Source organism: Terriglobia bacterium, assembly GCA_020072565.1.
In the GTDB taxonomy this organism is placed as follows: Bacteria; Acidobacteriota; UBA6911; order UBA6911; family UBA6911; genus JAFNAG01.
Map to the genome: position 1 here is coordinate 63,371 of JAIQGI010000029.1, position 24,526 is coordinate 87,896.

A 24,526-nucleotide genomic window follows, 5' to 3' on the forward strand; every position below is an offset into this window, starting at 1 on the left:
TGCTGGCTTCCCTCTCATGCGGATTTCAGAGCCTCTTCAAGGTCGCCGATCAGGTCGGCGACCTCTTCGATGCCGACGGAAATCCGGATGAGGCCGTCGGCCAGGCCTTGCTGCAGACGCAGTTCGCGAGGAATGGATGAATGCGTCATAAGCGCCGGGGCCTCGATCAGCGACTCGACCCCGCCCAGCGATTCAGCGAGCGCGAAAATGCGGGTGGAACTGACAACCCGGCGGGCCGCCTCCAGCCCTCCCTGTACTTCGAAACTCACCATACCCCCAAAGCCTTTCATTTGCCGGGCCGCCAGGGCGTGCTGCGGATGATCCCGACGACCCGGATAATTGACCCGGGTCACGCTTGGGTGCGAGGCCAGGAAGTCTGCCACTGCGGCGGCATTCGCGCAGTGCCTCTCCATGCGCAAAATGAGGGTCTTGATTCCGCGCAGCACCAGCCACGAGTCGGTCGGGCCGGGCACTGCCCCAACCGCGTTCTGCAGGAAAGCCAGTCGCGCACCGAGTTCCGGATCGTTCACCACGATGGCGCCCCCCACGATGTCGGAGTGGCCGTTTAAATATTTGGTCGTCGAGTGAACCACCGCGGTAGCCCCCATTTCCAGCGGCCGCTGCAACACCGGCGTGGCAAAGGTATTGTCGACCCAGACCGGGATGCCGGCGGACCTGGCTATTTGGATGCAGGCGCTCAGGTCTATGATCCTGAGCAGCGGATTGGTCGGCGTTTCGATCCAGACCATGCGCGTGTTGGGCCGTAGCGCGGCCGCCAGATTCCGAGGGTCCTCGAGAGCGGCAAAAGTGGTCTCGATGCCCGCAGAAGGCCGGAAGACGTTCTCGAATAGCCGGTAGGTGCCACCGTAGACATCATTGCCGCATACAACGTGATCGCCGCGTGCGAGCAGGTGCATCGCGGTTGCATGCGCGGCACTGCCGCTCGCGAAGGCGAAGCCGAAGGCGGCTCCTTCGAGCGCTGCCAGGCACGCCTCCAGCGCCGCGCGCGTGGGATTACCGGTGCGCGAATATTCATAGCCCTTATGGCGGCCCGGCGCTTCCTGAACGAAGGTTGCCGTGTTGAAGATGGGTGTCATGATTGCGCCCGTTGATGGATCGGGCGCCTGCCCCGCATGCACCGCCAGGGTTGCCAGTCCGGCTTTCTTCACTCCCCTGTGCTGCCCGCCTCGGCCGCCGCGATTCTCATCCATAGTCAATTCCTCTGCTCGGGGATGCGCTTCGCCAGATAGTCAATCAAATCGATCTTCGTGATTACGCCGACAATCCGCTCGCCGTCCAGAACAACAATGATGTCTCCCTGTCCAAATAGGTCGCTCACCAAGGCGACACGGGTCGCGCGGGTGACCGTGGCGAACTTGGCTTCCACGACGTGCTCCACGGGATCATCCGGATTATGACCGGGCTCGGCCATATGGCGGAGAATGTCGATCTCAGCAACGACTCCGGCCAGTTTGCCGTCGCGCGTCACCGGGAGACAGGAAATGCCGTGTGCCTTCATTTTGACGATCACGTCGCGGATCTTCTCGGAGACCGGCGCAGTGATCACCTCGTCGGCGCCCTTGGCCACCAGCAGGTCGGCCACGGTTCCTATGGGCTCCGGCTCCAGAAACCCGTTTTGCCTCATCCAGTTATCATCAAAAATCTTGGACAGATACTTCTGCGCCGAATCCGGGAGAAGTACGACGATGTTCATCTTCCTGCCGGACGTCTCAGCGTACTTGATGGCGGCCGCAACCGCGGCCCCGCCGGAGCCGCCGCAGAATATGCCTTCCCGTCGGGCCAACTCCCGGGTCATCAGGAAGCATTCTTTGTCGTTGACGCGGACGATTTCATCGATGATGCCCAGGTTCATGGTGCCCGGAAGAAAATCCTCCCCGATTCCTTCGACCTTGTAAGGCCGGGGTTTCACCATGGTTCCCGCCTTGACATAGTCGTAGTAAAGCGAACCGACCGGATCCACGCCGATTATTACTATGCCGGGTTTCTTCTCCTTAAAGAACCGGCCGCAGCCGGAAATCGTTCCCCCGGTACCCATGCCCGCGACGAACACGTCCAGTTCGCCACCGGTCTGCGCCCAGAGCTCCGGACCTGTCGAGAGATAGTGGGCCTCAGGATTGGCGGGATTGTAATACTGATTGGCTAGGACAGCCCCCGGCGTTTCTTCCGCCAGCCGCCTTGAGACACTGTAGTAGCTGCGCGGGTCTTCCGGATCCACGTGCGTGGGACAGACCACCACCCGGGAGCCGAACGCCTGGAGCGCCTTGATTTTTTCCTCGGACATTTTGTCGGGCATTACAAAGATAGTCTTGTAGCCCCGAATAGCCGCAACCAGAGCGAGTCCCATACCCGTGTTGCCGCTGGTGGCCTCCACAATGGTTCCGCCGGGCCTGAGCAGGCCCCGGCGTTCGTAGTCGCGCACGATATGGATCGCAACCCGGTCCTTCATTGATCCCCCCGGGTTGAGATATTCAAGCTTCACATAGATCTCCGCAGCCACGTGCGCACAGACATTGTTGAGTTTCACGACAGGCGTGCTGCCGACAGCTTCCAGAACATTGTGAACCGCGCCCTTCATCATAGGAAATCCCTGCACTCAAATGATACTTTCCCGATGTCGGACTATTCAAGGCGCCGGAATCCTCGGATCGTTGGTCGCGTCTTCTCTGGTTACTACGGCGCCGACGCAGCTGGCAGCATCCGTTGCGGAATTGGGGACCAGATGGGCCAGCGGAGTGTTGTTTTGTTGTTGCAGGTTTCGTACAGTAATCAACACGGAGCCAAGTGCATTGAGAAGCTCAGGGACACTATGGACACTAAACTTAAAGGTAAGGTTGTTCTGATAACCGGCGTCAACAATCCATACGGTATCGGAGCAGCCACAGCTAAGGCTTTCGCTGCAGAGGGTGCAAAAATCTTTGGCACATATCTCCCCCTGGCGACCAAAACGCCTATTGCCGACAGCTTTGGCATACCGTTCTATGAGGCACAAATCTCCAAACCTCCCGACGAAGTCGTCGGTGCGATTCGCAACTGCGGTGGCCAGATCAAAGTGGTCGCAGCCGATCTATCGGATCCCGCGGTTGTGCCAGAACTGTTCGATGGCGCTGAGATGGGGGTGGGCCCTGTGGACATACTCGTCAACAATGCGGCCTACGACGGTCCCGATACTTTCGTGCCGCAGGTCAAATCCGCGATGGCAAACGCAACCGTTTGGGGTTCTCCGATTACCCCAATCACCGCCGATTCGCACGACCGACATTTTGCGGTGAACAGCCGCGCAGTTGCACTCATGATGGCTGAATACTGCCGCCGTATTGCCGACCGCGGCACAACCTGGGGGCGCATCGTAAACGTGAGTACCGATGGAGCATCCGGGTTCGGCACGGAGGTTTCATACGGCGCAAGCAAACACGCGTTGGAATCATATAGTCGTGCTGCCGCCAGAGAACTGGGCAAATATGGCATTACCGTCAATGTCGTATCTCTGGGCCCGATTCAAACTGGCTGGATTGCAGCGGAGTTGGAGAAAAAGGTTTCTGCCGAGACCCCGCTCGGGCGTGTTGGTCAACCGGAGGATGTGGCCAACGTGATTGTCTTCCTCGCTTCAGAACAAGCACGCTGGCTGACTGGACAAATGCTCTATGTCGGTGGCGGCCACCAGATGCCACTTTAGCCACTTCTGAGAGGCACACATTCTCGGCGGACGGAGGATTCCGTGGAGTCACCTTTTTTACAGAATCTCCAGCAACATCCGGCCGGGAGGGCCCATCGGCGTCGTAGCGATGTGCCAGCGCGTCTGGGTCAGCCGTCGTAGGAATTGCTCATCGTGGCTGACCAGCAGCAAACCGCACGGGCAGTCCTCGAGTGCCTCCTCCAGGCATTCAATCGAAGGCAGGTCCAGGTGGTTGGTCGGTTCATCCATAATGATCAGATGGGGCTGCGAGGCAATGCCGAGGCCCAGCAGCAGTTTTCGTAACTCCCCGGGGCTTGGCTCGACACTCTCCAACAGTCTCGCTGGCCGCGAACCGAGTCTGCTGACCACGGTCATTATCTTTCCGAGCATTTCGGAAGGCTGGCGTCGCACTTCCGCGAGGATCTCGCAGGATGACCGGAGGTCGATCTCCTGGGGCAAGTAGGTCAGCCGCTCAACGGGCAGATCGATCGTGCTCAGGATGTGGCGAACAAGGGTGCTCTTGCCGGATCCATTGGCGCCGGTGAGCGCTATTCGATCACGCGGCAACATGGTCAGGCCGGGATAGTGGAGCTCGCGCGCGCTTCCGAGCGGGATCGTACCTGCACGCAACCGGAACAATGTGTCGCGCCGGCAACGTTCACCCTCAAGCCAGATCCCAAGCTCGTATTGTTTCCGGATCTTGATGCCCTCCCCAGCCTCGCGAGCTTGCTCAAGCCGAGCTTGCATCTGCCTCGCCGACTTTCCGGCCCGCCCGTCTGCGCCGGTCAACCGGGCGAGGTCGATTCGGGCCCGGCGGTCATGATCTCTCGGATCCAGGCCTTTTTTTGACCGCTTGCGATCAGCATCCCGCGCTTGCGAAATGCGCCTTTGAGCCTCGGTTTTCAGCCGTGCGACATGTCGCTTCGCCAGCTCCTTCCGAGTCCGTGCATATTCTTCCTCCCTGAGCGCTTCACGACGGCCGGAAGAGTAGTTGCCCGGCCGCATAACCACATCGGGCGGATTGATAAAGAGACAGCGGTGACACAGCATGTCGAGCAGATCCCGATCGTGACTGACCAGCAGGCCGATACCGCGATAGTCACGCAGGGCCGGGATGAGCATCGCGCGAGCATCCGCATCGATATGGTTGGTGGGCTCATCGAGGGCGAGCACGGCCGGCTGCTGCCAAAGCATGACGGCGATCTGTGCCCGCTTTCGTTCGCCATGGCTGAGCGACTTCCAGCGCCTCGCCCAGTCGTTCTCGATTCCCAACCGCCCTTTCACTTCCGAGGCAAGGTGATCCCTTGCCTCGATCAGCGATTCAAACAGCCCAGGAACGTCATCGGTGCGCTGGGCGCAATAAAGCGCGCTTCCTGGCAGCTGAACGTGGCCTGCCCTCGGCTCCAGCAGACCGCAGGCCAGTTTCAACACCGTGGTTTTCCCCGCGCCGTTTGCACCCACAACACCGGTCCAACCCTCGGAAAAGTTGATGCTCAGGTTATGCAGCAGCAGCCCGGGCATGGACTCATAGCGGTGCGACACCTTTTCAAAAAGGACGAACTTCGTTGCCATGCGATCCTCCGTGGGTCCCGGCCGGAAAAGCACGCGCATGGAACGTCTGATTGCGGCGTTGGAGAGTATAGGAATGGGAAAGGACGAGGAACACTTCTATGCAAACGACGCAAGCAGACAACGCACGTCCGCCCCGCGGGACCCGGATGGGTCGGTAAATCAATCACGTTGCCCCAAATGCTGTCGTCAGTTCCGCACCAGCATTCCTCCCTGCAGATTGATTAAATTATCATAATTCCGGTTGCGATTTCCATGATCTTCTACCATTCCAAGCACTTATGGTGATCGCCAGCTTGTGGGCAGGGAGCGGCCAGATGGCGGCCATCCAAAAGCAAAATCAACAAAAGCCACGCGCTCAGTATGAGAATTCGCGCAGAGAATGCGGATAGAGTGCGCAGACAATGCGGTGATAATGCGGGGAAGTGTCGTCCACCTGTTCTGCGGCCCAGGGAGCAGAAAGGGAGCAATATCAAGCAGCTGGCCGGCAGGCCGGCCTGTTATGCCTTGGTAAGATTTTCGGGGTTTTGCACCATTGCGCGCCTTTTTCCTCTGCCACCACAGTTGATTTATTCGAACTGTGGGCTTTCACGAAACCCGCGTAAGTAGTGGCGGGGCCGACGAGACTCGAACTCGCGACCTCCGGCGTGACAGGCCGGCGTTCTAACCAACTGAACTACGACCCCGCTGGGTCAAAGGCGGTGCATAATAGCGCATTGCTTGCGACGACACAAGCGCTATCGAGGCACTTATTCTACAGGAATGCACAGACCAACGCCAGCGCGCTATTTGCCTTCGATTCTCCGCCCGGCCTTCCGCAGCTCGAGCGCCATCCATTCATCTCGCTCCCTGCGGCTGCGCTCGACCCAGCCCGTTGTCGCCAGCGCCGCGCGAATTCCAGGATGGTCGTCGGATAGCAATCCCGAAACCAGAAGGCTTCCCCCGGGTCGCACCCAGGTGTGAAACATAGGGAAATAGCGCAGCAGCATCTTGCGATCCAGGTTGGCCACCACGAGATCGAACTGCTCCGGGTGCAGATCTTCCAGTGCGGCGACGCGCAGTTCCAGTTCCGGGCCGAAGCCGTTGGCGGCCGCATATTCACCGGCGCATTCGATCGCTTCGGGATCGTTGTCGATCCCGAGTGCCGCGCCGGCACCCAGCCGCAAGGCCACCATGGCAAGGATGCCGCTTCCAGTTCCGACATCCAGCAGGCGCTCTCCGCCCTGGATTACCTCTTCAAGCCATTCCGCGATCAGCTGCGTCGTGGCGTGATAGCCGGTGCCGAAGGCGCGCTTGGGGTCGATCACAAGCTCGAATCCGCCGGCAGGGATGGCGGCGGAATTCCAGCTCTGCCGCACCAGGATGCGCGCTCCGAGACGGATGGGCTCGAGTGACGCCGCCCAGCGTTCGTTCCAGTCCTGATCCGGAAGCTCGGAGATCGTGATCGTGTCTTCCGCCTGCCGATCGCCGAGTTGCCGCAGCGCTCCTTTCAGCGCGCCCAGCACCTCCGGGTGCCAGCGATCTTTGGGCCAATAGAGATGAAGGCCCCCCTCCTGCTCGCTGGCCCCGAGGCAAGCCGTCTCTTCAAGCAGCCCGACGAGCTCGCCGGCTTCCGCGGAAGTCACGAGATGGATCTCAACATAATCCTTCGTCATGTTCGACAACACCGTTTCAAGAAATACTTTGTGAATCTGCTTGACAACCTCGAGCGATTTTCTTACTGTTGCAGTCGGCCGCTGTAATTCGCGGAACCTTGAACACCGGCAGGTGAGCAACGGACGGGCTTAACAGGTTTGTTCGTCGCACTAGGAGGCCGGAGCTGGCGTGTAGAAAAAATAATGGCGCGCCAGAGCCGCCGGGATAAAACCCCGGAGGACGGGTAGCTCCTTCCGGCCGACACTCAATTCCGGGCAACGGGATAGAGGATGCCGAACGGGTCGGGTCAAGGCGACGGATTAGCAGCGGCCAACTTATTTCTCCCCACGCGATCGCTCTATCGTTCCCTCTACTTTCCCGCTTCATGACGCTTTTTCCATGCCTCCAGAAATCGGCTCGCCCTCGGCACTTCCGGATTCCAGCGCGGTTCTTCATCGCTTTGAGCCAGAATCAACAGCGCCGTCGCGATTAATTTGTCGGTGAGCGCCATGTTGTCATAATTGACTTTCTGCCAGGTATCGCCGGCACCGTGGTAATCTGCGAACATGAATGCCACGCACAGGGTGTGCGCCGGAATTCCCAACAGCGCCAGTTCTGCGTTGTCGCTGGCGCCAAAGTAGCGGTCCGAGTTCTGCTCATGCTTATAGACAGTCACGCCCGTAAGCGCCCCCGCGCGGAGGAAAACCTCGCCCAGATCTGAATAATCAAAGCCGGTCAGGCTCGCCCTCCTGCTCTGGTCCCCTTCCGTGCTGTCGGTTCTGCCCACCTGCTCGAGATTAACGTCGGCAATCGTCTTCTCGATCGGGAAAATCGGGTGTTGCGCATAGAATCTCGATCCCAGGCCGCCCGTCTCCTCGCCGTAGAAGGTCATGAAGACCAGCGAACGGCGAGGCCGTTCTTTCAAAGAGGCCAGGGCGGATGCGATTTCCACTACTGTCACCGTGCCGCTGCCGTCGTCATTCGCCGCGTTCCAGCCTCCTTCGCTCCCCGGTCGCGGCCCCACGCCGTCGTAATGCGCCGTCAGCAGGACATAGCTGTCGGCAAGCTTGGGATCAGAGCCGGGCAACAAGCCAATCACATTGCGCAACGGCGTCTTCCGGTCGCCGGACGCGGTCTGAAAATAGCCGTCGTCGCCGGCCTCCTTGAGGCCTGCGCGCCTGAACTGGGAGGCGATGTACTCTGCAGCCAGAACTTCTCCGGGCGACCCATTCTTCCGGCCCTTCAAAAGATCCGAGGCGATAAACGAAAGATGGCCGCGCAGCGAATCGGCGGAAATCACTGACACCGCCTGCTGCTCGACAGTCGAAGGCGTGTAGTCCCACTTTCCACCAGCACTGCCGGGCCTGCCAACGACCGCCAGGCAAAAGAGGAGTATTGCTGCCACGCAGAATCGCACCGCGTGCATACGTCTCATCGGAATCCTCATTGAGTGGGTGAAAATTTCGGATTCTGCTAAAGTAATCTTGGTGTCGGTCATACATGGGCCTCTCGAAACGCACTCCGCCCGGAAGCGGGCCAGGCTGACGGGAGGTTCTTTTCCGGGTACCCCGCAGAGGACTCTGCGTGTGAATCGCCACAATACCACGGATCCTCGAGCGGACTCGCAATTTGCAGGCACTCAGTGTAGCACCGATCCCGGGAGGCGAAACAGAACAAATTCGATGGTCCAAGGGCAGGACGAAAATGCCATACTGGCTCGATGGGAACAACCTGATCGGTCAATCTGCGGCGGCGGCGCGGCAGGACCCGAAGACGCGCAAATCTTTCCTGGCTCTCTTGAGCAGCTTCGCTGCCACCCGCGGCGGCCGCTTCACGGTTTTCTTCGACGGAGATGATCCCGACCGCGCTGCGCCGCCGCGCGGCGTGCGGGTGCGCTACAGCGCTCCGTTGTCCACAGACAATGCCATTCTCCGCCAAGCGGAAGGCGCGCAAGCGCCGGTAGAGGTCATTGTCGTCACCAACGATCGCGGGCTGGCGGCACGCTGCCGCTCCGCCGGAGTCAAAACCATGGACTGGCGCCAGTTCACAGACAGAATGACAGCAGGCCCCCGTGCATCCGGAAAAGCCGCGCCCAAGGAAGAGAAAGTCGACCTGGAGGAATGGGCGCGCTACTTCGGCCTGGATCCTGACACCCTCAAATAGGACCTCCGACCCGCTCTGTTGTCACCGTTTGTATTTCTGGAACCAGGCGAGCAGGTAGGCCTGCTGCAGCATGCGGTGCGAAGGGCGGCGCCAACCGTGAAACTCCTCCGGCATGCGCACGAGCAGGGTCTCCTTCTTGAGCAGCTTGAGGGCCCGATAAAACTCCTCGCTTTGACCGATGGGAGTACGCAGGTCCGCCTCTCCCGTCATCACCATGGTCGGGGTCTTCACGTTTGCCACGTAGTTCAGGGGCGAGCGCACGGCGTACTCCACCGGATCTTCCCACGGGTATTTTTTGAACTGATCGTACCAGCTGGCACCGTCCGTGATGCCGACAAACGAATGCCAATCGATCACCGGGCGCATCGACACCGCAGCCGCAAAGCGGTCGGTGTGGCCCACGATCCACGCCGTCAGTAATCCTCCGCCGCTGCCGCCGCAGACGAACATGTTCCTGGCGTCGATCCAGCCTTTGCTCAGTGCGGCATCCACGCCGGTCATCAAGTCGTCGTAATCTTTCCCGGGGTAGCTGTACTGGATGCCGTTGACGAAATCCTGCCCGTATCCGGTACTTCCCCTCGGGTTGGCCCAGAGCACGCCGTAGCCTTCGGCGGCGAAGTTCTGAAAGGACCAGTTGAATGCGATGTTGTACATGGACCACGGGCCGCCGTGAATCCAGAGCACGAGGGGATACTTTTTGCCAGGCTGAAAATCCACGGGCTTCATGAGCCAGCCCTGGATTTTCAGGTTGTCGGTCGAGTTCCACCCAAGCTCCTCGACCTCTCCCATTTTCATTCCCGCAAGGACATCGGAATTGACATCCACGAGCGTCTTCAGCTCGGACGGATTCGCAGCGTTGAAGGTGACCAGGACCTCCGGCTTCTGGGGCGTAGACAGGGTGGCCGCAAATTGCCCGTTGCGCGCCAGGGAAAAGCCGCTCAGCATGTGAGCGCCATCGGTGATCTTCCTGGGATTCCCGTTCAGTGGAACGAAATAAATGTTGCTCGCTCCTCTTTCTTCCATCGTGTAGTAGACTCCTGAACCGTCCGCAGCCCAAGTCGGGTCCGCCGGCGAGCTGGGAAATCCTCCGGCCCAGAGCCTCTTGCTCCCTCCATTGTTGGCCATGAGATACAGGCTGGAGAGGGTGCTGGTATAGTTCTTATCATCATAGCCGGTGTAGGCGATCCATTTGCCGTCTGGCGACAAGCGGCCCCCCCGATCCGGGCCTTTGCGGTCTGTGAGAGCCTTGATATCAAGCGTGGCAAGATCAATTGCATAAATCTCGCTGTCTCCGCGCAGATATTCGGCGTCAGGTTTGCGGATGCCGGAGACATATATCGTCTTGCCGTCTGCAGACCACTCGGGGTCGGCGTAGTTATAATTGCCGGCGGTAATCTGCCGCGGCGTGCCGCCCAGGACGGCATCAAGCACGAACACGTGAGTATATGCCTTCGGCACCGGACCGACGCCGTCCCGCCGCCAGTTGAGCCGGTCGATGATGACGGCGGGCCTGGCCCACTTGGCGTTCTCCGGACGCGGCGGCAGCTTTACGGGGAGGATCGGATCTTTGTCTTCGATGCTCGAGGTGAAGGCAATCTGTTTTCCGTCCTGCGACCACTTCAGGTTTCCGGCCCCCTGGGTCAAATGCGTGAGCTGCGCCACTTCGCCGGTGTCCACCCACATGACATGAATCTGTGATGTCCCATCCCGATCCGACAGAAAGGCGATGCGTTTTCCGTCCGGCGCCCATGCAGGCGCACTGTCTCTCCAATTGCCGTGGGTCACTTCGCGAATTTTCGCGGCGGCGAGGTCCGTGATCCACAGGTTGGACTGGCTTTGATCGTTCACTGGATCGATGAATCCCCGGGAGAAGATGATCTGCTTGCCGTCCGGCGAAACTTCGGGAGAACCGACGCTCTCCATGTCAAGAAAGGTTTCCATGGTAAGCCTGGCCTCTTTCCCTCTGCCAAGCGAAATCAGGCCAAGGATCGTTAACGATGCCATCAAGATCGATGCAGGCTTCAATGTCTTCATAATCTCCTCCGATTGCAGAGCGATATTAACCGCCGGGACGCCAGGAGAACTGGTGGAGAACGCCGGCGTTCCGGCGTCAGGTCACCGCGCCATTTGAAATCAGAAAGAGCCCCGTCCGCGCCAAGAGATTGGGGAATATCTTTACCTTGCGAGTCTCGGCAATCCAGGCCGTCTTGTCAATCCGTATCCTCTTTGCGCGGCAATACACGATGAAATCCGAGATGCTCAAGAAATGCAGGTTGGGAGTGTCGTGCCACTCGTAGGGGAGTGAAGGCGTAACCGGAGTCTTGCCCAGAAAGAAAATCTGACAGCGGGCGCGGTAATGGGCGAAGTTCGGAAAACCGACAATCACCTGACTCCCGACCCGCAGCGCCTCCCGCATGACGGTGTCGAGTTTTCTAACCTGCTGCAGGCTTTGGTTGAGGATGACATAATCGAACGTCCTGGCGCCATAGCCCGTCAAGCCGTTGTCGATATCCTCGTGAAATACGCTGAGCCCCCGGGCAACACACCGATAGATGGCCTGTTCATTGATCTCGATCCCCTGCGCCCTGGCTCGCCTGGTGCGCACGAGCAGATCCAGCAGCTCTCCATCACCGCACCCCAGGTCCAGAACGGATGAATCCGGATGGATCCACTCGAGGATGATCCTATAATCCATACGAAGTGCATCGGACATCAATCGGCCTGACCTCACTTCCTCTCACGGTCGCGAGTCACCTTCTGGAGAAAGTGCCGGATCAGATGCGATTCCTCCTCGACTTCCAGCAGAAAAGCATCGTGACCGTAACTGGAGTCGATCTCGCAATAGGTCGTGTCCACGCCAGCGAGCTTGCAGGCGCGCGCGATCTCACGCGACTGCGCGGCCGGATACAGCCAGTCCGATTTGAAGGCCACCAGCAGGACTTTGGTACTCAGGCCGGCAAACACACGATACAGCTCCCTGCCCCTGCAGAGATCATAAGAATCCATGGCATTGGTGATGTAGAGGTAGGAGTTGGCGTCAAAACGCCGCACAAAGTGATTGCCCTTGTAGTGAAGGTACTCTTCCACCTCGAAGCCGGTGCTGAATTTGTGCGCCCGCTGATTGTCCCCGATGCGCCGGCCGAACTTTTCGGCCATCGAGACCTCGCTCATGTAGGTGATGTGGCCGATCATACGAGCCACGGCGAGCCCCTTCGCGGGGGGATGCCCGTCATAGCGGCCCTCTTTCCACAACGGATCCGCCATGATCGCCTGCCGGCCCACTTCGTTGAAAGCGATCTGTTGCGGGGAATGCTTCGCCGCCGTCGCAATGACAATCGCACCGCTCAGCCGGTCGGGATGGGCCGTCATCCACTCCAGGGCCTGCATGCCGCCCATCGAGCCCCCTGCGACTGCGTGCAGACGGTCGATTCCTAGAGATTCGACCAGCCGGAGCTGCACGTTGACCATGTCCGAGATGGTAATAAGCGGAAAGTCGAGGTCATATCGCTTGCCGGTCGCAGGGTTGATGCAGGCTGGCCCGGTCGTTCCCTTGCAGCCGCCGAGCACGTTAGAGCAGACGACGAAATACCGGTCCGTGTCGAATGCCTTTCCCGGACCGATCATCTCATCCCACCAGCCGGGCCGGGCATCGCTCTCGTGATGCCCCGCCGCATGAGCGTCCCCTGTGAGAGCGTGAAGAATCAGAATGGCGTTCGACCTCTGATCGTTCAAAGCGCCGTAGGTCTCATAGGCGACCGTGATCGGTCCCAGCTCTTGCCCGCTCGTGAGGGTAAACCGATCCGGGGGATGCGCGAATTCGTAGAATTGCGTTTTTACATAGCCGCTTGGCATGGCCTCACCTCTAAAGAATCTCGACGCAGAAACCGCGGAAAAAGAGCCTGATGTGGACTTCGGCATTTCCGGCGTCCTGCGTATGGAGATCTGTTATCCTGCTGCCTTCCTGAGCGCCTGGTCGATGTCTTCCTTGATGTCCTCGATATCTTCCAGGCCGACGGAGAGCCGGATGAAGTCTTCCGTCACACCGGTCTCCTCCTGCTCGGCGCGGCTCAATTGCTGATGCGTCGTCGAGGCGGGGTGAATAACGAGGCTCTTGGCATCTCCGATATTCGCCAGGTGGGACAGGAGTTTTACCGAGTTGATGAACTTCTTTCCGGCCTCCATTCCCCCTTTAATTCCGAATCCTGCCAGGCCGCCAAAACGTCCTTTCAGATATTTCATGGCCAGCGCATGGCTTGGATGCTCCTCCAGGCCTGGATAGTTCACCCAGCTCACCAGCGGGTGGGCCTTGAGAAAGCAGGAAGGCATTGAAGGGACTGAGGGCGGCGCCGAGATCGCGGAGCAGCTGCAGCCTTACCTTGGAGATGAACGCGACATTGCCTGTACCTGACACATTGCCGAAAGCATCCCAGAACCTCAGGCCATGGTAGCTCGGGTCGGGCTCGGTGAAATCCGGAAACTTGCCGTTGCTCCAATCGAACCTCCCGGAATCGACGATCACACCTCCGATCGAGGTGCCGTGTCCGCCGATATATTTGGTGGCCGAGAGGACCGTAATGTCTGCGCCGTAGTCTATGGGTTTGACCAGTCCGATGCCTACCGTGTTGTCCACCACGAACGGAACGCCGGCTTTGTGAGCAATCCTGCCGATGGCCTCAAAGTCGGGCACATCGAGCTTCGGATTGCCGATGGTTTCGGCATAGATCACCCGGGTGCGGCTGCTAATGGCCTTCTCAAACTCGGCGGGCCTGGTGGAATCGACGAACTTCGCTCCCCTCCCCAACTTGGCAAAAGTGTAATGTAATAGTTGATATGTTCCACCGTAAAGGTTGTTGGCTGCTACTATTTCTTCTCCAAGACCCGTGATCCCAAGGAGGGCGCAGGCCACGGCAGCCTGTCCGGAGGCCATTGCCAGCGCTCCCGTGCCACCCTCGAGAGCCGCGACCCTCTTTTCGAAGACGTCGTTGGTGGGATTCATGATGCGGGTGTAGATATTTCCGGCTGCTTCCAGCGCGAAGAGGCTGGCAGCATGTTCGGTATCTCGGAAAACGTATGAGGAGGTCTGATAGATCGGTACTGCTCTTGCGCCGGTCGTCGGATCGGCGGTTTCCTGGCCGGCGTGCAGCGCCAGGGTGTCGAGTCGTCTTTTTGACATTTTCTTGTCCTGTTTCGAGAGTCCTTGGCGGACATGTTGCACAAAATAAAAAACCCACGTACCAGCGGCCCTCTCTGGCAGTGGGTTGCGGTTGCTCGGAGCCTTCGTCAAACGGTTACATGAGCATGCCTCCCAAAGCAGAGGGGCCACGCATGGGCATGGCCATGCAGCACATGTAGACGAGAGTTCCGGTTCCGTTGCATTTCATCTTCAAGCCCGAGATCGCAATTTCATACTTTATGCATGAACAGTTGTCAAGAACAATAGGAGTCAGGAGTGAGGATACAGGAGAAAAGCGGGCTTTCGAGGCAGGCTCCGCTGATGGGCATCCAATCCACGTGACTTCGTAGCAACAGACGTTCTGGCTCATCTGCGGAGTGCTCCGAACTCTTCTCATTTATTCTGACCTCTGACTCCTTCTTTTGCCTGTGGTCGCTACTTGCCGTCTGAGGTACAATCCCCCGGGTGTTGACAGCGGCATCATTTCCAGCAGGCGAGACCGACAATCAATGACCACCAAGTCCAGGGCGGAGGAATTTCGCCGGCAGCTCGAATCCCGCACCCTTGTGGCCGACGGCGCCATGGGCACAATGCTCTATTCCAAGGGTATTTTCATCAACCGCTGTTACGACGAGCTGAACCTGTCCTCGCCGGACCTCGTGAAAGGGGTGCACCTGGAATACGTGAAGGCGGGCGCGGAGATCCTGGAAACGAACACGTTCGGCGCCAACAGGATGCGTTTGGAAGGATTTGGCATCGCCGACAAGCTGTGCGCCATCAACCAGGCGGGCGTGCGCATTGCCCGGGAGGCGGCCGGGGGCGATGCCTTCGTGGCGGGAGCGCTCGGACCCCTCGGGGCGCACATCGAGCCCTTGGGGCCCACTTCTTTTGCGGAAGCGCGCGCCATTTTCGCAGAGCAGATCGAATGCCTCCTGGAAGCCGGCGCCGACCTGCTGATCCTGGAAACCTTCACCAACCTCGACGAGCTGCGCGAAGCCGTGCTGGCTGCCCGCAAGGTAGCGGGGGATGATCTGGTTGTCGTCGCCCAGGTCACCATTGATGATTACGGCAGCCTGCGCGACGGCACGGATACTCGAACCTTCACGCTCGAGATGGATCAGTGGCCTGCCGACGTCATCGGCTGCAACTGCTCGGCAGGGCCCAAGGTGACGTTCGAGACCGTCGAAAAAATGATGCAGTATTCCAAAAAGCCGGTCAGCGCCATGCCCAACGCCGGACATCCGGCACTCGTGGACGGACGCAAGCTCTATCTGTGCTCGCCGGAGTACATGGCACAGTATGCCAGGCGCATGATGTGGGCGGGGGTGAAGATCGTGGGCGGTTGCTGCGGCATCACGCCCGAGCACATCAAGCTGGTGCGCGCCGAGGCCCGCTCACTGCAACCGGGCCGCCGCGATCACACCGTGACCCTGGAGGAGCCGGCGGTCAAGGCGCAGGCGCTCCCCCCGGTGCCGGTGGCGCAGAAGTCGAGACTCGGCACCAAGCTCGCCGAAGGACGCTTCGCCGCATTCGTCGAGATCCTCCCTCCTCGCGGCGTCGCATACGCGAACGAGATCGCGGCCGCCAGGATGTGCGCGGAGCGAGGCATTGACTGTATCAATGTGCCTGACGGGCCACGCGCCAGCGCGCGCATGAGCGCACAGGTCACATGCCAGTTGATGCAGCAGCTGGCCGGCATCGAAGCGGTGTTGCACTTCTGCTGCCGGGATCGGAATATCCTCGGCATCCAGTCGGAGCTTCTCGGCGCACATGCCGTGGGCATCCGCAACCTGATCTGCATCACGGGCGATCCGCCGCGGATGGGCAGTTACCCGGGCGCCACGGCGGTTTTCGACGTCGACTCGATCGGATTGGTGAACATCGTCAACAACTTGAACCGCGGGCTCGACATCGGGGGCAACTCGATGGGATCGCAGACTTCGTTTCTGATCGGCGTGGGCGCAAACCCCGGAGCGCTGAATCTCGAGGAGGAGCTGCAGCGTTTCGACTGGAAAGTCCAGGCAGGAGCGGAGTACGTGGTCACACAGCCCGTCTTCGACCCGGAGCTGCTTGAACGTTTCCTCGCGCGCATTGAAGATGCGCGCATTCCCGTCATCGCAGGCATATGGCCCCTGACGAGCTATCGCAACGCGGAATTCATGATGAACGAGCTTCGGGCGCCCGTCCCCGAAAACATCATGGAACGGATGCGGCGGGCGCCCAATGCCGAAGCCGCGGCCAAAGAAGGCCTGGCAATCGCGCGTGAAATGGTCGAACGCGTGCGTCACATGGTTCAGGGCGTTCAGCTGAGCGCGCCCTTTGGCCGTTATCAGGCCGCGCTGGAAGTAGCGGAAGCAATCGGTCCGCATTAGAAAATCTCAAGGCAGAGGGCGCAGAACATTCAGGTACCATTTTTCTCTGTGCCGTGTGCGTTGAGATTTTGCCTAGGCTGTAATCGTGTCGACATATACCACAGCTTGCCCCTGTAATTGTTACAGCACCTGCTCCATGCAGGTGGAAGTGGAGGATGGCCGCATCCGGCGCCTGGAGCCGCACCCGGACAATGCCGCCACGCCCGGTGGGCTTTGTCTGAAAGGCCTGAGCTACATAGAGAGGGTCCATTCTCCCGACCGGCTCCTCTTCCCCGTGGCACGCACGCCGGGGATCTCGAGCTTCCAACGGATCTCCTGGAATGAAGCTCTGGAGCGAATTGCTGAAAAACTGAATCACTTCAAGGCGGGCTGGGGGCCCCAGAGCGTACTCTACTATGCGGGGAGCGGCACGAAGGGTCTGCTCAATTCCGTGGGCATCAGTTTCTGGCGGCTCTTCGGGGGCTGCACCACCACTTATGGGGACCTGTGCTGGCCGGCGGGCCTCGAAGCGACGCGCCTGACCTTAGGAGAAAATAAACACAACGCGCCCTGGGACCTTGCCAACGCGAAGCTCATCATCCTCTGGGGGAAGAATCCGGCCGAAACCAACATCCACCAGATGCCTTTCGTCGACCAGGCGCTGGCACACGGCGCCAGGCTCATCGTCATTGATCCCCGGCGCACCGAGTCGGCGGAGCGTGCCGAACTTCTCATTCAGCCGCGGCCGGGTTCAGACGGGGCCCTCGCGCTCGGCGTCGCGCATCTGCTTTTAAAGCGCAATCACGTCGACACCCCTTTCATCGAGCGCCACGTGTTCGGATTCCATGAATTCTGCGCCTTGGCCGAGGATTTCACGCCCGAGCGGGCTGCCGAGTTGAGTGATGTCCCCGTCACTCACATCGAAAGGCTCGCCGACTGTTTCGGCAGTATCAGGCCTGCGACCATCTGCGCTGGATTCGGGATGCAGCGCTACACCAACAGCGGCCAAACGATGCGGGCCATGATCGCCCTGATCGCAATCACCGGCAACATCGGCTATCCGGGTGCAGGGTGGCAGTTCGCCAATCTTCAGAGCGCTGTGTTCGACAGCATTCGCGATCCCCTGGCATCTTATCCGCCCGAGAAGCCGGACGGCATCGTGCGTGTCGCTATTTCACCGGCCCGCCTGGGGCAGGATATGCTCGCGGCCCGCGACCCGGAGCTGAAGATGGTTTGGGTGGAACGCGGCAACCCGGTCACACAGAATCCCGAGACCCACACCGTCCTGAAGGCTTTCCGTGCGCTGGAATTCCGCGTAGTCGTTGACCAGTTTCTGACCGACACCGCGCGCGAGGCGGACATCGTGCTGCCGGCCAAGACCCTTTTCGAGCAATCGGACGTGATCGGAGCCTACTGGCATGCTTACCTGCAACTGAGGCAGAAAGTGCTCGATCCCCCCGGCGAAGTGAAGCCGGAAAGCGAAATCTACCGCCTGCTGGCGCAGCGCCTGGGTATGCCTGCAGCTGTGGTGGCGGAACAGATTCCCGGACCGACGGATGCGGAAGTCGAGGCCTGGCTCGAACGCAAGCTGGCGCCGTTTCCAGAAGTGACGCTGGAGCGCCTGCGCTCCGGACCCGTGCCGGCACCCGGATGTCAGGAAATCGCGTTTTCCGATTTTGTCTTTCCGACTCCGTCGGGCAAGATCGAACTGCTTTCGCAGGAAGCCGCACAACGGTGGGGTGTCGACCCGTTGCCGGTCTGTGGTGACCCGGAGGAAACCCGTCCGCGCTCGCCGTCGTCGCCGACTCCATATCCGCTTTTTTTCCTGACGCCGAATACCAAGAATCAGATCCATTCTCAGTTCGGCAACCTGAAGATGATTCGTGCCGTAGGCGAGCCTTCATCCGTGCTGATCCATCCCGTCGATGCCCGCAAGCGGGGCATCCTCGACGGCAGTCTCGTACGTATTTTCAACGCGCGCGGGGGCATCGAAGCCGCGGCCCGCATCGATTTCAGTCTCAAGCCCGGATGCGTGTCCATGACCAACGGGACGTGGATCAGCGAAGGCGGAACCGTGAACTTCTGCTCCTTCGGCCGCGAAACGGACATGGGGCACGGTGCAGCCTTTCACGACAATCTGGTGGAAATCAAGAAGGTGGTCCGATGAGAGGCTTCGTGCTCGATTTGAACCGCTGCACCGGTTGTCACGCCTGCCTGCTTGCCTGCAGCGTCGAGAACGAGCTCGGGGAGCAGAAAAGCTGGAGACAGGTGTTCACCTTCAATATGCGGCGGCGCACCGGCATATCCAGGCACCACCTGTCGCTGGGCTGCCTGCACTGCGCCGACCCGGCCTGCATGAGGGTCTGCCCGGCCTCGGCATATGCCCGTGATCCTGCTACCGGCGCCGTGTTGATCGACACCAGGCTCTGCATCGGCTGCAAGTACTGCAGCTGGGCGTGCCCCTTTGATGCGCCCCGTTACAGCCGCGATACCGGGACGATGGCCAAATGCACATGCTGCAATGATCGCCTGCTCCAGGGCAGGAATCCGGCCTGCGCTTCGCTCTGCCCGACCGGCGCGCTGCAGTTTGCAGAATTGGAGGCGGAAGCCGGCGTAGGGAGCGTCCCGGGCTTTCCTGCCACGGCTCTCGGCCCGGCGATGCGGTTCATGCCGCTGCGATCTGCGGATACCGGTCCGGAGCTGCGTGCGGCGCCGGACGAGCCGGCCGTGGCCACAGACTATCAGGACTTGGACTCCGCCCCGGCGCCGAAGGTCACCATAGAATCGGAATGGTCACTGGTCTTTTTCTCCCTTGCCGCAGCTCTGCTCGTAGCCATCGCCAGCGCGGCGGTTGCCGGATCCATGAGAATCGACGCGTTCGATTTCCTGATCGCGGCGCTGGGTGCAATCGGAGTTAGCGCTCTGCACCTGGGCAAGTTGCGGCGGTCCTGGCGCGCGATTCTCAACCTGCGCCACTCCTGGCTGAGCCGCGAGATCACCTTTTACTCTGCGTTCACCGTGCTGGCCGCGATCATGTTCTTTCTCCCTGCCGTCGCCCCGGTCCTCTCCTGGCCGGCGGTCCTGTCGGGATTTATGGGGCTGTTTTGCATCGACCGGGTTTACGAATCCGTGAGCGGGGACAAGTGGTCTCGCCTGCACAGCGCGCGCGTTCTGCTCACGGGCTTGCTTCTGTTCGGTATCCTGACGGTCAACCCGATGATTGCAGGTCTTACGGGCCTGTTGAAGCTTGTGCTTTATGCGTACCGGCAGTCGTGGTTCAAGAGCAACCCGCGCGCGCTGGCGTCGGTGCTGAGATTGGGGGCGGGATTTGTGGTCCCGCTCGCAATATGGAGAGTCTACCCTGACTGGGTGTTGCCCTCAGTACTGGTGGGAGAGGTCGTTGACCGGTGCGAATACTACCTTGATCTGGACATCGTGACCCCGCGCCGGCAGATCGCCTCGGACCTGGACAAAAGCCGTGACCTTCACCCGTTCTGATCGGGGCAGCTGTCTCAAGCCGTCGAATTGCGTTGCTTCCCTTCGTCATCCTTCCAGGCCTGCACTCCCGGCAGAGCCCCCTGCCAGCGGGCCACCAGGGCTGAAGCCAGGCAATTGCCTGCGGTATTGACGGCGGTGCGCGGCATGTCCAGCAAAGGATCGATGCCGAGCAGCAACGCGACGCCGGCTCCCACCACTTCGGGCGACAATCCCATTGCGGGCAATGCGGCAGCAATCACAACCAGTGCAGAACGAGGCACCCCCCCGATGCCCTTGCTTGCCACAAAGAGTGTGCCGAAAAGAACCAGCTGGTCGCCGAGAGTGAGCGGGATTCGGAACGCCTGAAAGATGAACAGCGAGGCCACGCCGATGAACACCGTACTCCCCGAAGGGTTGAAATTCAGACCCGTTCCCATGGTGAAGGACACAATCGATCGCGGCACCCCCATGGCCTCCATGCTCTCCATCGCTTTAGGCAGGGCGCCCGAGGCCGAGGAGGTGGCAAAGGCCACGGCAATGGGCTCCTGCGCAGCCTGATACAACTTGCGGAGCGGAATCCGGGACAGAAGAGCCAGGAGCGGATAAAACACGAGCAGGAGCAAGCCAAGTCCGAGATATACCGCCGCGATCAAGCGCACGAAACTCGTTCCTACCTGAAGTCCCTGCCGGCTCACCAGTGCGGCCGCCGCCCCGAACACTCCCACGGGCGCAGCCATCATCACCATATCCGTAAACCGGTACATGACCTGGGCCAGGGAGCGGCACAAATCGAGGATCGGCCGGCCTGCCGGACCTGCCAAAGAGACGGCGACCGCGAAGATGATGGAAAAAACAACAACCTGCAAAACGTCGCCGCGTGCCATGGCGTCGGCAAAGCTGCGAGGGACAAGGCGGATCCAGAAAGATTCGGTGGGTGGCGCGCTGATATCCGCAGCCATCCTGGCCGCAGTGGTGGCGACGCCGCGCCCGGGCTGCAGCAGGTTTGCCAGGGCGAAAGCAATTGTGAGCGCCAGAGTCGTAACCACTATGAAAAAGCCGAAGGTCCGGAACGCGAGGCTCCCAAGCTTGCGCAGGTCCCCCTGGCCGGCAATGCCGACCACGAGGGTGGAGAAAATCAAAGGCGCGATGATCACCAGAACAAGGCGAATGAAGATGGTCGCGAGAATCTCGAGGGAGAGTCCGAAGGCCGGCCAGCGCCAGCCGACCAGTGCGCCCGCGGCCAGCGCCGCCATGATCTGCCAGGTCAGGCTCATGCGCATCCGCCGAATCTCCCTCCACTCATGGGCGGGATTCTACTACATTATAGATCCTTTGAAGCCAATCCTATGCTCAGCGGCCTCTGCGTTGAGATTTTTTACCCTCGGCTATCCAGTGCTATGAGCGCTTGTCCACCGCCGCTTCCGCGGGTGGACGGTAGCCGAAGACGCCCCGTTCCTTGATCAACTTGATCGCCGGCTGAGGTACCATGCTTTCCCACGCAGGGTCGCCGGTCTGAATCATGGCCAGGACTTCCTTGGGGAGAATGTGCAGATCTTTCTCGCTGATGTCCCGGATCGATTCGATCAGCTTGTTATCGATCAGGTGCGCATACAGATGGCGCAGGTTCGGAGCGACAGCAAGCGTTTCTGCTGTAACCAGCGTGCCGGTCTGACAATTCCTCGTAGGATAAACGTAAAGCTTGACGCCGGACATGAACAGGCGGCCAAAGGACTCGAGAATTCCCCCGGGCAGCTCGGTGTAATATTTCTCATCGAACAAGCGCTGAAGATTGGGGATGCCCAGGGCAAACACGATGCGCTTCGAGGTGTAGAATCGGAGATACGCACTCAGGCGGTAATAGTAGGGGAAATTGGAGATGATTACCGTCTTGCCCAGCGCGCCGAGGATATCGACGCGCGCGAGAAAATCGCCGTGGTCGATGCGATCGCCCGAGAGCAGATTGCGCAAGGACATTTCCATGACGACCACGGGCCGCTCACTGAGTTCAGCTGCGAACCTGGCGGCGGCCCGCTCGAGCAAGTCCAGACCTGGTCGGGTAACAGGCCGAAAGCTGCCACGCTCAACCAGAATTGGTTTTTCGAACAGGACCTCGTGAGGCTGAACGACCTCACCCTGAGCATCGAACATGGCAGCATCCGTGAACCCTTGCTCGACCAACTGCAGGCTCATGAGCCTGTTGTCGACACCCGCGAAGCAGGGTCCCGAGAAGCGGATCATGTCCACTTCAAAACGTTCCCGCGCCAGATCGTCCCTCAGCGAACTGATGAGATTCGCCGGTCCCTGATAGTGATAGAGTCCGCCGTAGATCAGATTGACGCCCAGAATGCCCAATGCCTCCTGCTTGTAGACATTGTCGGTCTCGAACATGCGCACATGAAGGATGATTTCCGACGGCTGGACCTTGGGCTGATGCTGGAAACGCATGCCTATCCAGGCGTGGCCCGGCTGATTGTGGGTCGAACTGCCCATCGCGGCAGTCTCAGCAAAGACGAAAAACGTGGTCGTGGCGCCCCGCTTGGCGTCCAGGCGCTCCAGGAGCAGGCTGTACTCGTGCTCCAGCATCGCTTGCAGCCGATTCCGGCTGACATAGCGGTCGCAGGGCCCGTATATGGCATCGCTGACGGTCATGTCATAGGCAGAGATGGTCTTGGCGACCGTTGCAGCCGCCCCGCCCACGCGGAAGAACCAGCGAGCGACCTCCTGTCCCGCGCCGATTTCGGCAAACGTGCCGTGCCGTGCGGCATCGAGGTTGATCTGACGCGCTTTCTGGTAGGCGCCGGCCTTTTCTTCGCTAACCATGGCTAGTATTTTTCGCCAAACGCCGCTGCTAATCAATATCCGTGACTCCGGAAACGACACTAAAACTTCAGTTTTGAATCCACTGCCAGAGCATTCCTGGAGTCTTTGAGCCTTGGAGCCGTTGAGGCTTACATCCTGTGGTCCAGGCGCCACAGACCATAGCGGGAACACAGCTTGACGGCCGCCATGTATTCCGCCGCGGTCAGAGGCGAGGACAGCGGCGGATTCTCGCCAGATCGATAGCAGGGGTGATACTGGTCCATCAGATTGATGTAGGTGTTGGTGGAGATTGCGCGCGCGATGAAAGACAGAACCTCCTCGGTACCCGACAGCCCACCGGGGAGAACCAGGTGGCGGATGAGCAATCCGCGCACGGCGATCCCCCCCTCATCAAGCACGAGGTCTCCCACCTGGCGATGCATCTCGCGAACGGCAGCCCGGTTCACCTCCACGTAGTCTTTAATTCTGGAATATTCGAATGCGACTTCCGGATCACCATACTTCATGTCGGGCATGTAGATGTCGACGACACCGTCGAGCAGCGCCAGAGCCTCCATGCTGTCGAATCCGCCCGTGTTGTAGACCAGAGGCACGCGCAACCCGCACTCTGCCGCGATGAGTAAAGCGGCGAGGATCGGCGACACCACATGGCTTGGCGTGACCAGATTGATGTTATGGCACCCCTTCGACTGCAACTCCAGCATCATGGAGGCGATCTCCTCGGGTGTCGCCTCTTTCCCTGTCCCTTTTTGGCTGATTTCCCAGTTCTGGCAGTAGGTGCAACGAAGGGAGCACCATGAAAAAAAGATCGTGCCCGAACCGCGCCGGCCGCGCAAGGGGTCCTCTTCGCCGTGGTGAGGTCCATAACTGTGGACGATGGCACGCTCCCCTGTGTGGCAGGCAGCCCCTGCGATCGAGAGGCGGCGGTTGACATGGCAACAACGGGCACACAGGTCACAGTCCTCCAATCGCACCCGCGCGGCGTGCGCACGCTTCTCGAGTTCGCCTGTGCCAAACAGGCCCATATAAGCGGGTTCGTACTTCAACGGTTCCTCCACCAAAAAGATCAACCGCGAAACACTTGCGGCACATAGCCCTGAACGACAAATCTCAACTGCGAGAGCGCGGCTCAGCCTGGCTGCCTCAACCAAAACAGGAACCACGAAACACACGCTGCGGCATATCCGCAACCTGGCCCGGATGATTCGTGAGTGTGCGACCCAAATAGAGTTTCGGACGCGGAAAAACGCTGACCGGCGCCGACCGTTATTCCGCGTCCAACTTTGTTGCTTTTCACGGGCGTGCTGTTCTCCTTCATGAATAACTCAGGCTAAAGCCTCAACGCAGGGGGCGCAGAGGCCGCTGAGGATCTTCGCATCTGCGTCACGTTTCTCCGCGACCTCGGCGACCTCCGCGTTGATCTCTTGCTTTTCTTGCCTAAATGGCAAGGATCTGCAGGTAAGTGTGCGAGACAGACGAATCCGCCTTCGTGAGTCTCGTGGTTCTCTAGCCTCGATTTCCACGGTACTGGAAATGACTAACGCGTCCAGCCGCATTGCCCTGAAATCGGGCAGCCGGGCCGTTTTGAGCCTCGAATCGTTAGCGATATCGAATACTTATCTGTAACGATAGTGCATACCATAG

Annotated in this window: 16 protein-coding genes, 1 tRNA gene and 1 pseudogene; 5 read left to right on the forward strand and 13 right to left on the reverse strand. The window is 59.8% G+C overall.

Going from position 1 to position 24,526, the window contains the following annotated elements:
* Positions 1–14: 14 nt before the first annotated feature.
* Together LAP85_18070 and LAP85_18075 are read right to left on the reverse strand one after the other, a co-directional pair.
* Positions 15–1,211, reverse strand: a complete 1,197-nt coding sequence (locus LAP85_18070) for a cystathionine gamma-synthase (GenBank protein ID MBZ5498312.1) — start codon at positions 1,209–1,211, stop codon at positions 15–17.
* Positions 1,212–1,213: 2 nt separating this feature from the next.
* Entirely contained in the window at positions 1,214–2,599 is a 1,386-nt protein-coding gene (locus LAP85_18075; protein MBZ5498313.1) for a cystathionine beta-synthase, read from the reverse strand.
* A 228-nt stretch (positions 2,600–2,827) separates the two neighbouring features.
* On the opposite strand from LAP85_18075, the gene LAP85_18080 reads away from it, so the two are divergent.
* Positions 2,828–3,694: an SDR family oxidoreductase gene (locus LAP85_18080; GenBank protein ID MBZ5498314.1), complete on the forward strand. Its 867-nt coding sequence runs from the start codon at positions 2,828–2,830 to the stop codon at positions 3,692–3,694.
* A gap of 57 nt (positions 3,695–3,751) precedes the next feature.
* Here the strand turns inward: LAP85_18080 and LAP85_18085 are convergent, their stop codons facing one another.
* From LAP85_18085 to LAP85_18100, 4 genes are all read right to left on the reverse strand, one after another.
* Positions 3,752–5,266, reverse strand: coding sequence for an ATP-binding cassette domain-containing protein (locus tag LAP85_18085; GenBank protein ID MBZ5498315.1), 1,515 nt, complete (start codon positions 5,264–5,266; stop codon positions 3,752–3,754).
* Between the two features lie 606 nt (positions 5,267–5,872).
* Positions 5,873–5,949, reverse strand: a tRNA-Asp gene (locus tag LAP85_18090).
* A 99-nt stretch (positions 5,950–6,048) separates the two neighbouring features.
* Positions 6,049–6,918 (reverse strand): 50S ribosomal protein L11 methyltransferase, encoded by an 870-nt coding sequence (prmA, locus tag LAP85_18095; GenBank protein MBZ5498316.1) that lies wholly within the window; start codon positions 6,916–6,918, stop codon positions 6,049–6,051.
* A 350-nt stretch (positions 6,919–7,268) separates the two neighbouring features.
* Positions 7,269–8,333 (reverse strand): M28 family peptidase, encoded by a 1,065-nt coding sequence (locus tag LAP85_18100; protein ID MBZ5498317.1) that lies wholly within the window; start codon positions 8,331–8,333, stop codon positions 7,269–7,271.
* 269 nt (positions 8,334–8,602) lie between these two features.
* Between LAP85_18100 and LAP85_18105 the strand changes: the two genes are divergently transcribed.
* Positions 8,603–9,061 carry an NYN domain-containing protein gene (locus tag LAP85_18105; GenBank protein MBZ5498318.1) on the forward strand — a complete coding sequence of 153 codons (459 nt, stop codon included), beginning with the start codon at positions 8,603–8,605 and terminating at the stop codon, positions 9,059–9,061.
* Between the two features lie 21 nt (positions 9,062–9,082).
* Here LAP85_18105 and LAP85_18110 read toward each other — a convergent pair whose 3' ends face one another.
* The 4 genes and pseudogenes from LAP85_18110 to LAP85_18125 form a co-directional block, all read right to left on the reverse strand.
* Entirely contained in the window at positions 9,083–11,095 is a 2,013-nt protein-coding gene (locus LAP85_18110) for a S9 family peptidase (GenBank protein MBZ5498319.1), read from the reverse strand.
* Between the two features lie 76 nt (positions 11,096–11,171).
* Positions 11,172–11,774, reverse strand: a complete 603-nt coding sequence (metW, locus tag LAP85_18115) for a methionine biosynthesis protein MetW (protein MBZ5498320.1) — start codon at positions 11,772–11,774, stop codon at positions 11,172–11,174.
* 14 nt (positions 11,775–11,788) lie between these two features.
* Positions 11,789–12,913, reverse strand: coding sequence for a homoserine O-acetyltransferase (locus tag LAP85_18120; GenBank protein ID MBZ5498321.1), 1,125 nt, complete (start codon positions 12,911–12,913; stop codon positions 11,789–11,791).
* Positions 12,914–13,006: 93 nt separating this feature from the next.
* Positions 13,007–14,234: pseudogene (locus tag LAP85_18125) on the reverse strand (O-acetylhomoserine aminocarboxypropyltransferase/cysteine synthase).
* Positions 14,235–14,743: 509 nt separating this feature from the next.
* Between LAP85_18125 and LAP85_18130 the strand changes: the two are divergent.
* The 3 genes from LAP85_18130 (at position 14,744) to LAP85_18140 (ending at position 20,083) form a co-directional block, all read left to right on the forward strand.
* Positions 14,744–16,606, forward strand: a complete 1,863-nt coding sequence (locus tag LAP85_18130) for a bifunctional homocysteine S-methyltransferase/methylenetetrahydrofolate reductase (protein ID MBZ5498322.1) — start codon at positions 14,744–14,746, stop codon at positions 16,604–16,606.
* A gap of 85 nt (positions 16,607–16,691) precedes the next feature.
* Complete coding sequence (locus LAP85_18135; GenBank protein ID MBZ5498323.1) at positions 16,692–18,752, forward strand: molybdopterin-dependent oxidoreductase; 2,061 nt, start codon at positions 16,692–16,694, stop codon at positions 18,750–18,752.
* Positions 18,749–20,083 (forward strand): 4Fe-4S binding protein, encoded by a 1,335-nt coding sequence (locus tag LAP85_18140; protein MBZ5498324.1) that lies wholly within the window; start codon positions 18,749–18,751, stop codon positions 20,081–20,083. Before LAP85_18135 ends, LAP85_18140 begins: the two co-directional genes overlap by 4 nt.
* A gap of 14 nt (positions 20,084–20,097) precedes the next feature.
* Here the strand turns inward: LAP85_18140 and LAP85_18145 are convergent, their stop codons facing one another.
* The 3 genes from LAP85_18145 to LAP85_18155 all read right to left on the reverse strand — a co-directional run bounded on the left by LAP85_18145 (position 20,098) and on the right by LAP85_18155 (position 23,907).
* Entirely contained in the window at positions 20,098–21,342 is a 1,245-nt protein-coding gene (locus LAP85_18145) for a dicarboxylate/amino acid:cation symporter (protein ID MBZ5498325.1), read from the reverse strand.
* Between the two features lie 115 nt (positions 21,343–21,457).
* On the reverse strand, positions 21,458–22,882 hold the full coding sequence (locus LAP85_18150) for a TonB-dependent receptor (protein ID MBZ5498326.1): 1,425 nt from the start codon (positions 22,880–22,882) through the stop codon (positions 21,458–21,460).
* 128 nt (positions 22,883–23,010) lie between these two features.
* A complete protein-coding gene (locus LAP85_18155) occupies positions 23,011–23,907 on the reverse strand; it encodes a radical SAM protein (GenBank protein MBZ5498327.1) in 897 nt (298 codons plus the stop codon).
* Positions 23,908–24,526 lie beyond the last annotated feature (619 nt).

Excerpts from the sequence above, each read along its gene's own strand:
- LAP85_18100 (MBZ5498317.1), bottom strand. The coding sequence starts at position 8,333 with ATGAGACGTATGCACGCGGTGCGATTCTGCGTGGCAGCAATACTCCTC.
- LAP85_18145 (MBZ5498325.1), bottom strand. The coding sequence starts at position 21,342 with ATGCGCATGAGCCTGACCTGGCAGATCATGGCGGCGCTGGCCGCGGGC.
- LAP85_18075 (MBZ5498313.1), bottom strand. The coding sequence starts at position 2,599 with ATGATGAAGGGCGCGGTTCACAATGTTCTGGAAGCTGTCGGCAGCACG.
- LAP85_18120 (MBZ5498321.1), bottom strand. The coding sequence starts at position 12,913 with ATGCCAAGCGGCTATGTAAAAACGCAATTCTACGAATTCGCGCATCCC.
- LAP85_18155 (MBZ5498327.1), bottom strand. The coding sequence starts at position 23,907 with ATGGGCCTGTTTGGCACAGGCGAACTCGAGAAGCGTGCGCACGCCGCG.
- LAP85_18110 (MBZ5498319.1), bottom strand. The coding sequence starts at position 11,095 with ATGAAGACATTGAAGCCTGCATCGATCTTGATGGCATCGTTAACGATC.
- LAP85_18130 (MBZ5498322.1), top strand. The coding sequence starts at position 14,744 with ATGACCACCAAGTCCAGGGCGGAGGAATTTCGCCGGCAGCTCGAATCC.
- LAP85_18105 (MBZ5498318.1), top strand. The coding sequence starts at position 8,603 with ATGCCATACTGGCTCGATGGGAACAACCTGATCGGTCAATCTGCGGCG.
- prmA (MBZ5498316.1), bottom strand. The coding sequence starts at position 6,918 with ATGACGAAGGATTATGTTGAGATCCATCTCGTGACTTCCGCGGAAGCC.
- LAP85_18080 (MBZ5498314.1), top strand. The coding sequence starts at position 2,828 with ATGGACACTAAACTTAAAGGTAAGGTTGTTCTGATAACCGGCGTCAAC.
- LAP85_18140 (MBZ5498324.1), top strand. The coding sequence starts at position 18,749 with ATGAGAGGCTTCGTGCTCGATTTGAACCGCTGCACCGGTTGTCACGCC.
- metW (MBZ5498320.1), bottom strand. The coding sequence starts at position 11,774 with ATGTCCGATGCACTTCGTATGGATTATAGGATCATCCTCGAGTGGATC.
- LAP85_18150 (MBZ5498326.1), bottom strand. The coding sequence starts at position 22,882 with ATGGTTAGCGAAGAAAAGGCCGGCGCCTACCAGAAAGCGCGTCAGATC.
- LAP85_18070 (MBZ5498312.1), bottom strand. The coding sequence starts at position 1,211 with ATGGATGAGAATCGCGGCGGCCGAGGCGGGCAGCACAGGGGAGTGAAG.
- LAP85_18085 (MBZ5498315.1), bottom strand. The coding sequence starts at position 5,266 with ATGGCAACGAAGTTCGTCCTTTTTGAAAAGGTGTCGCACCGCTATGAG.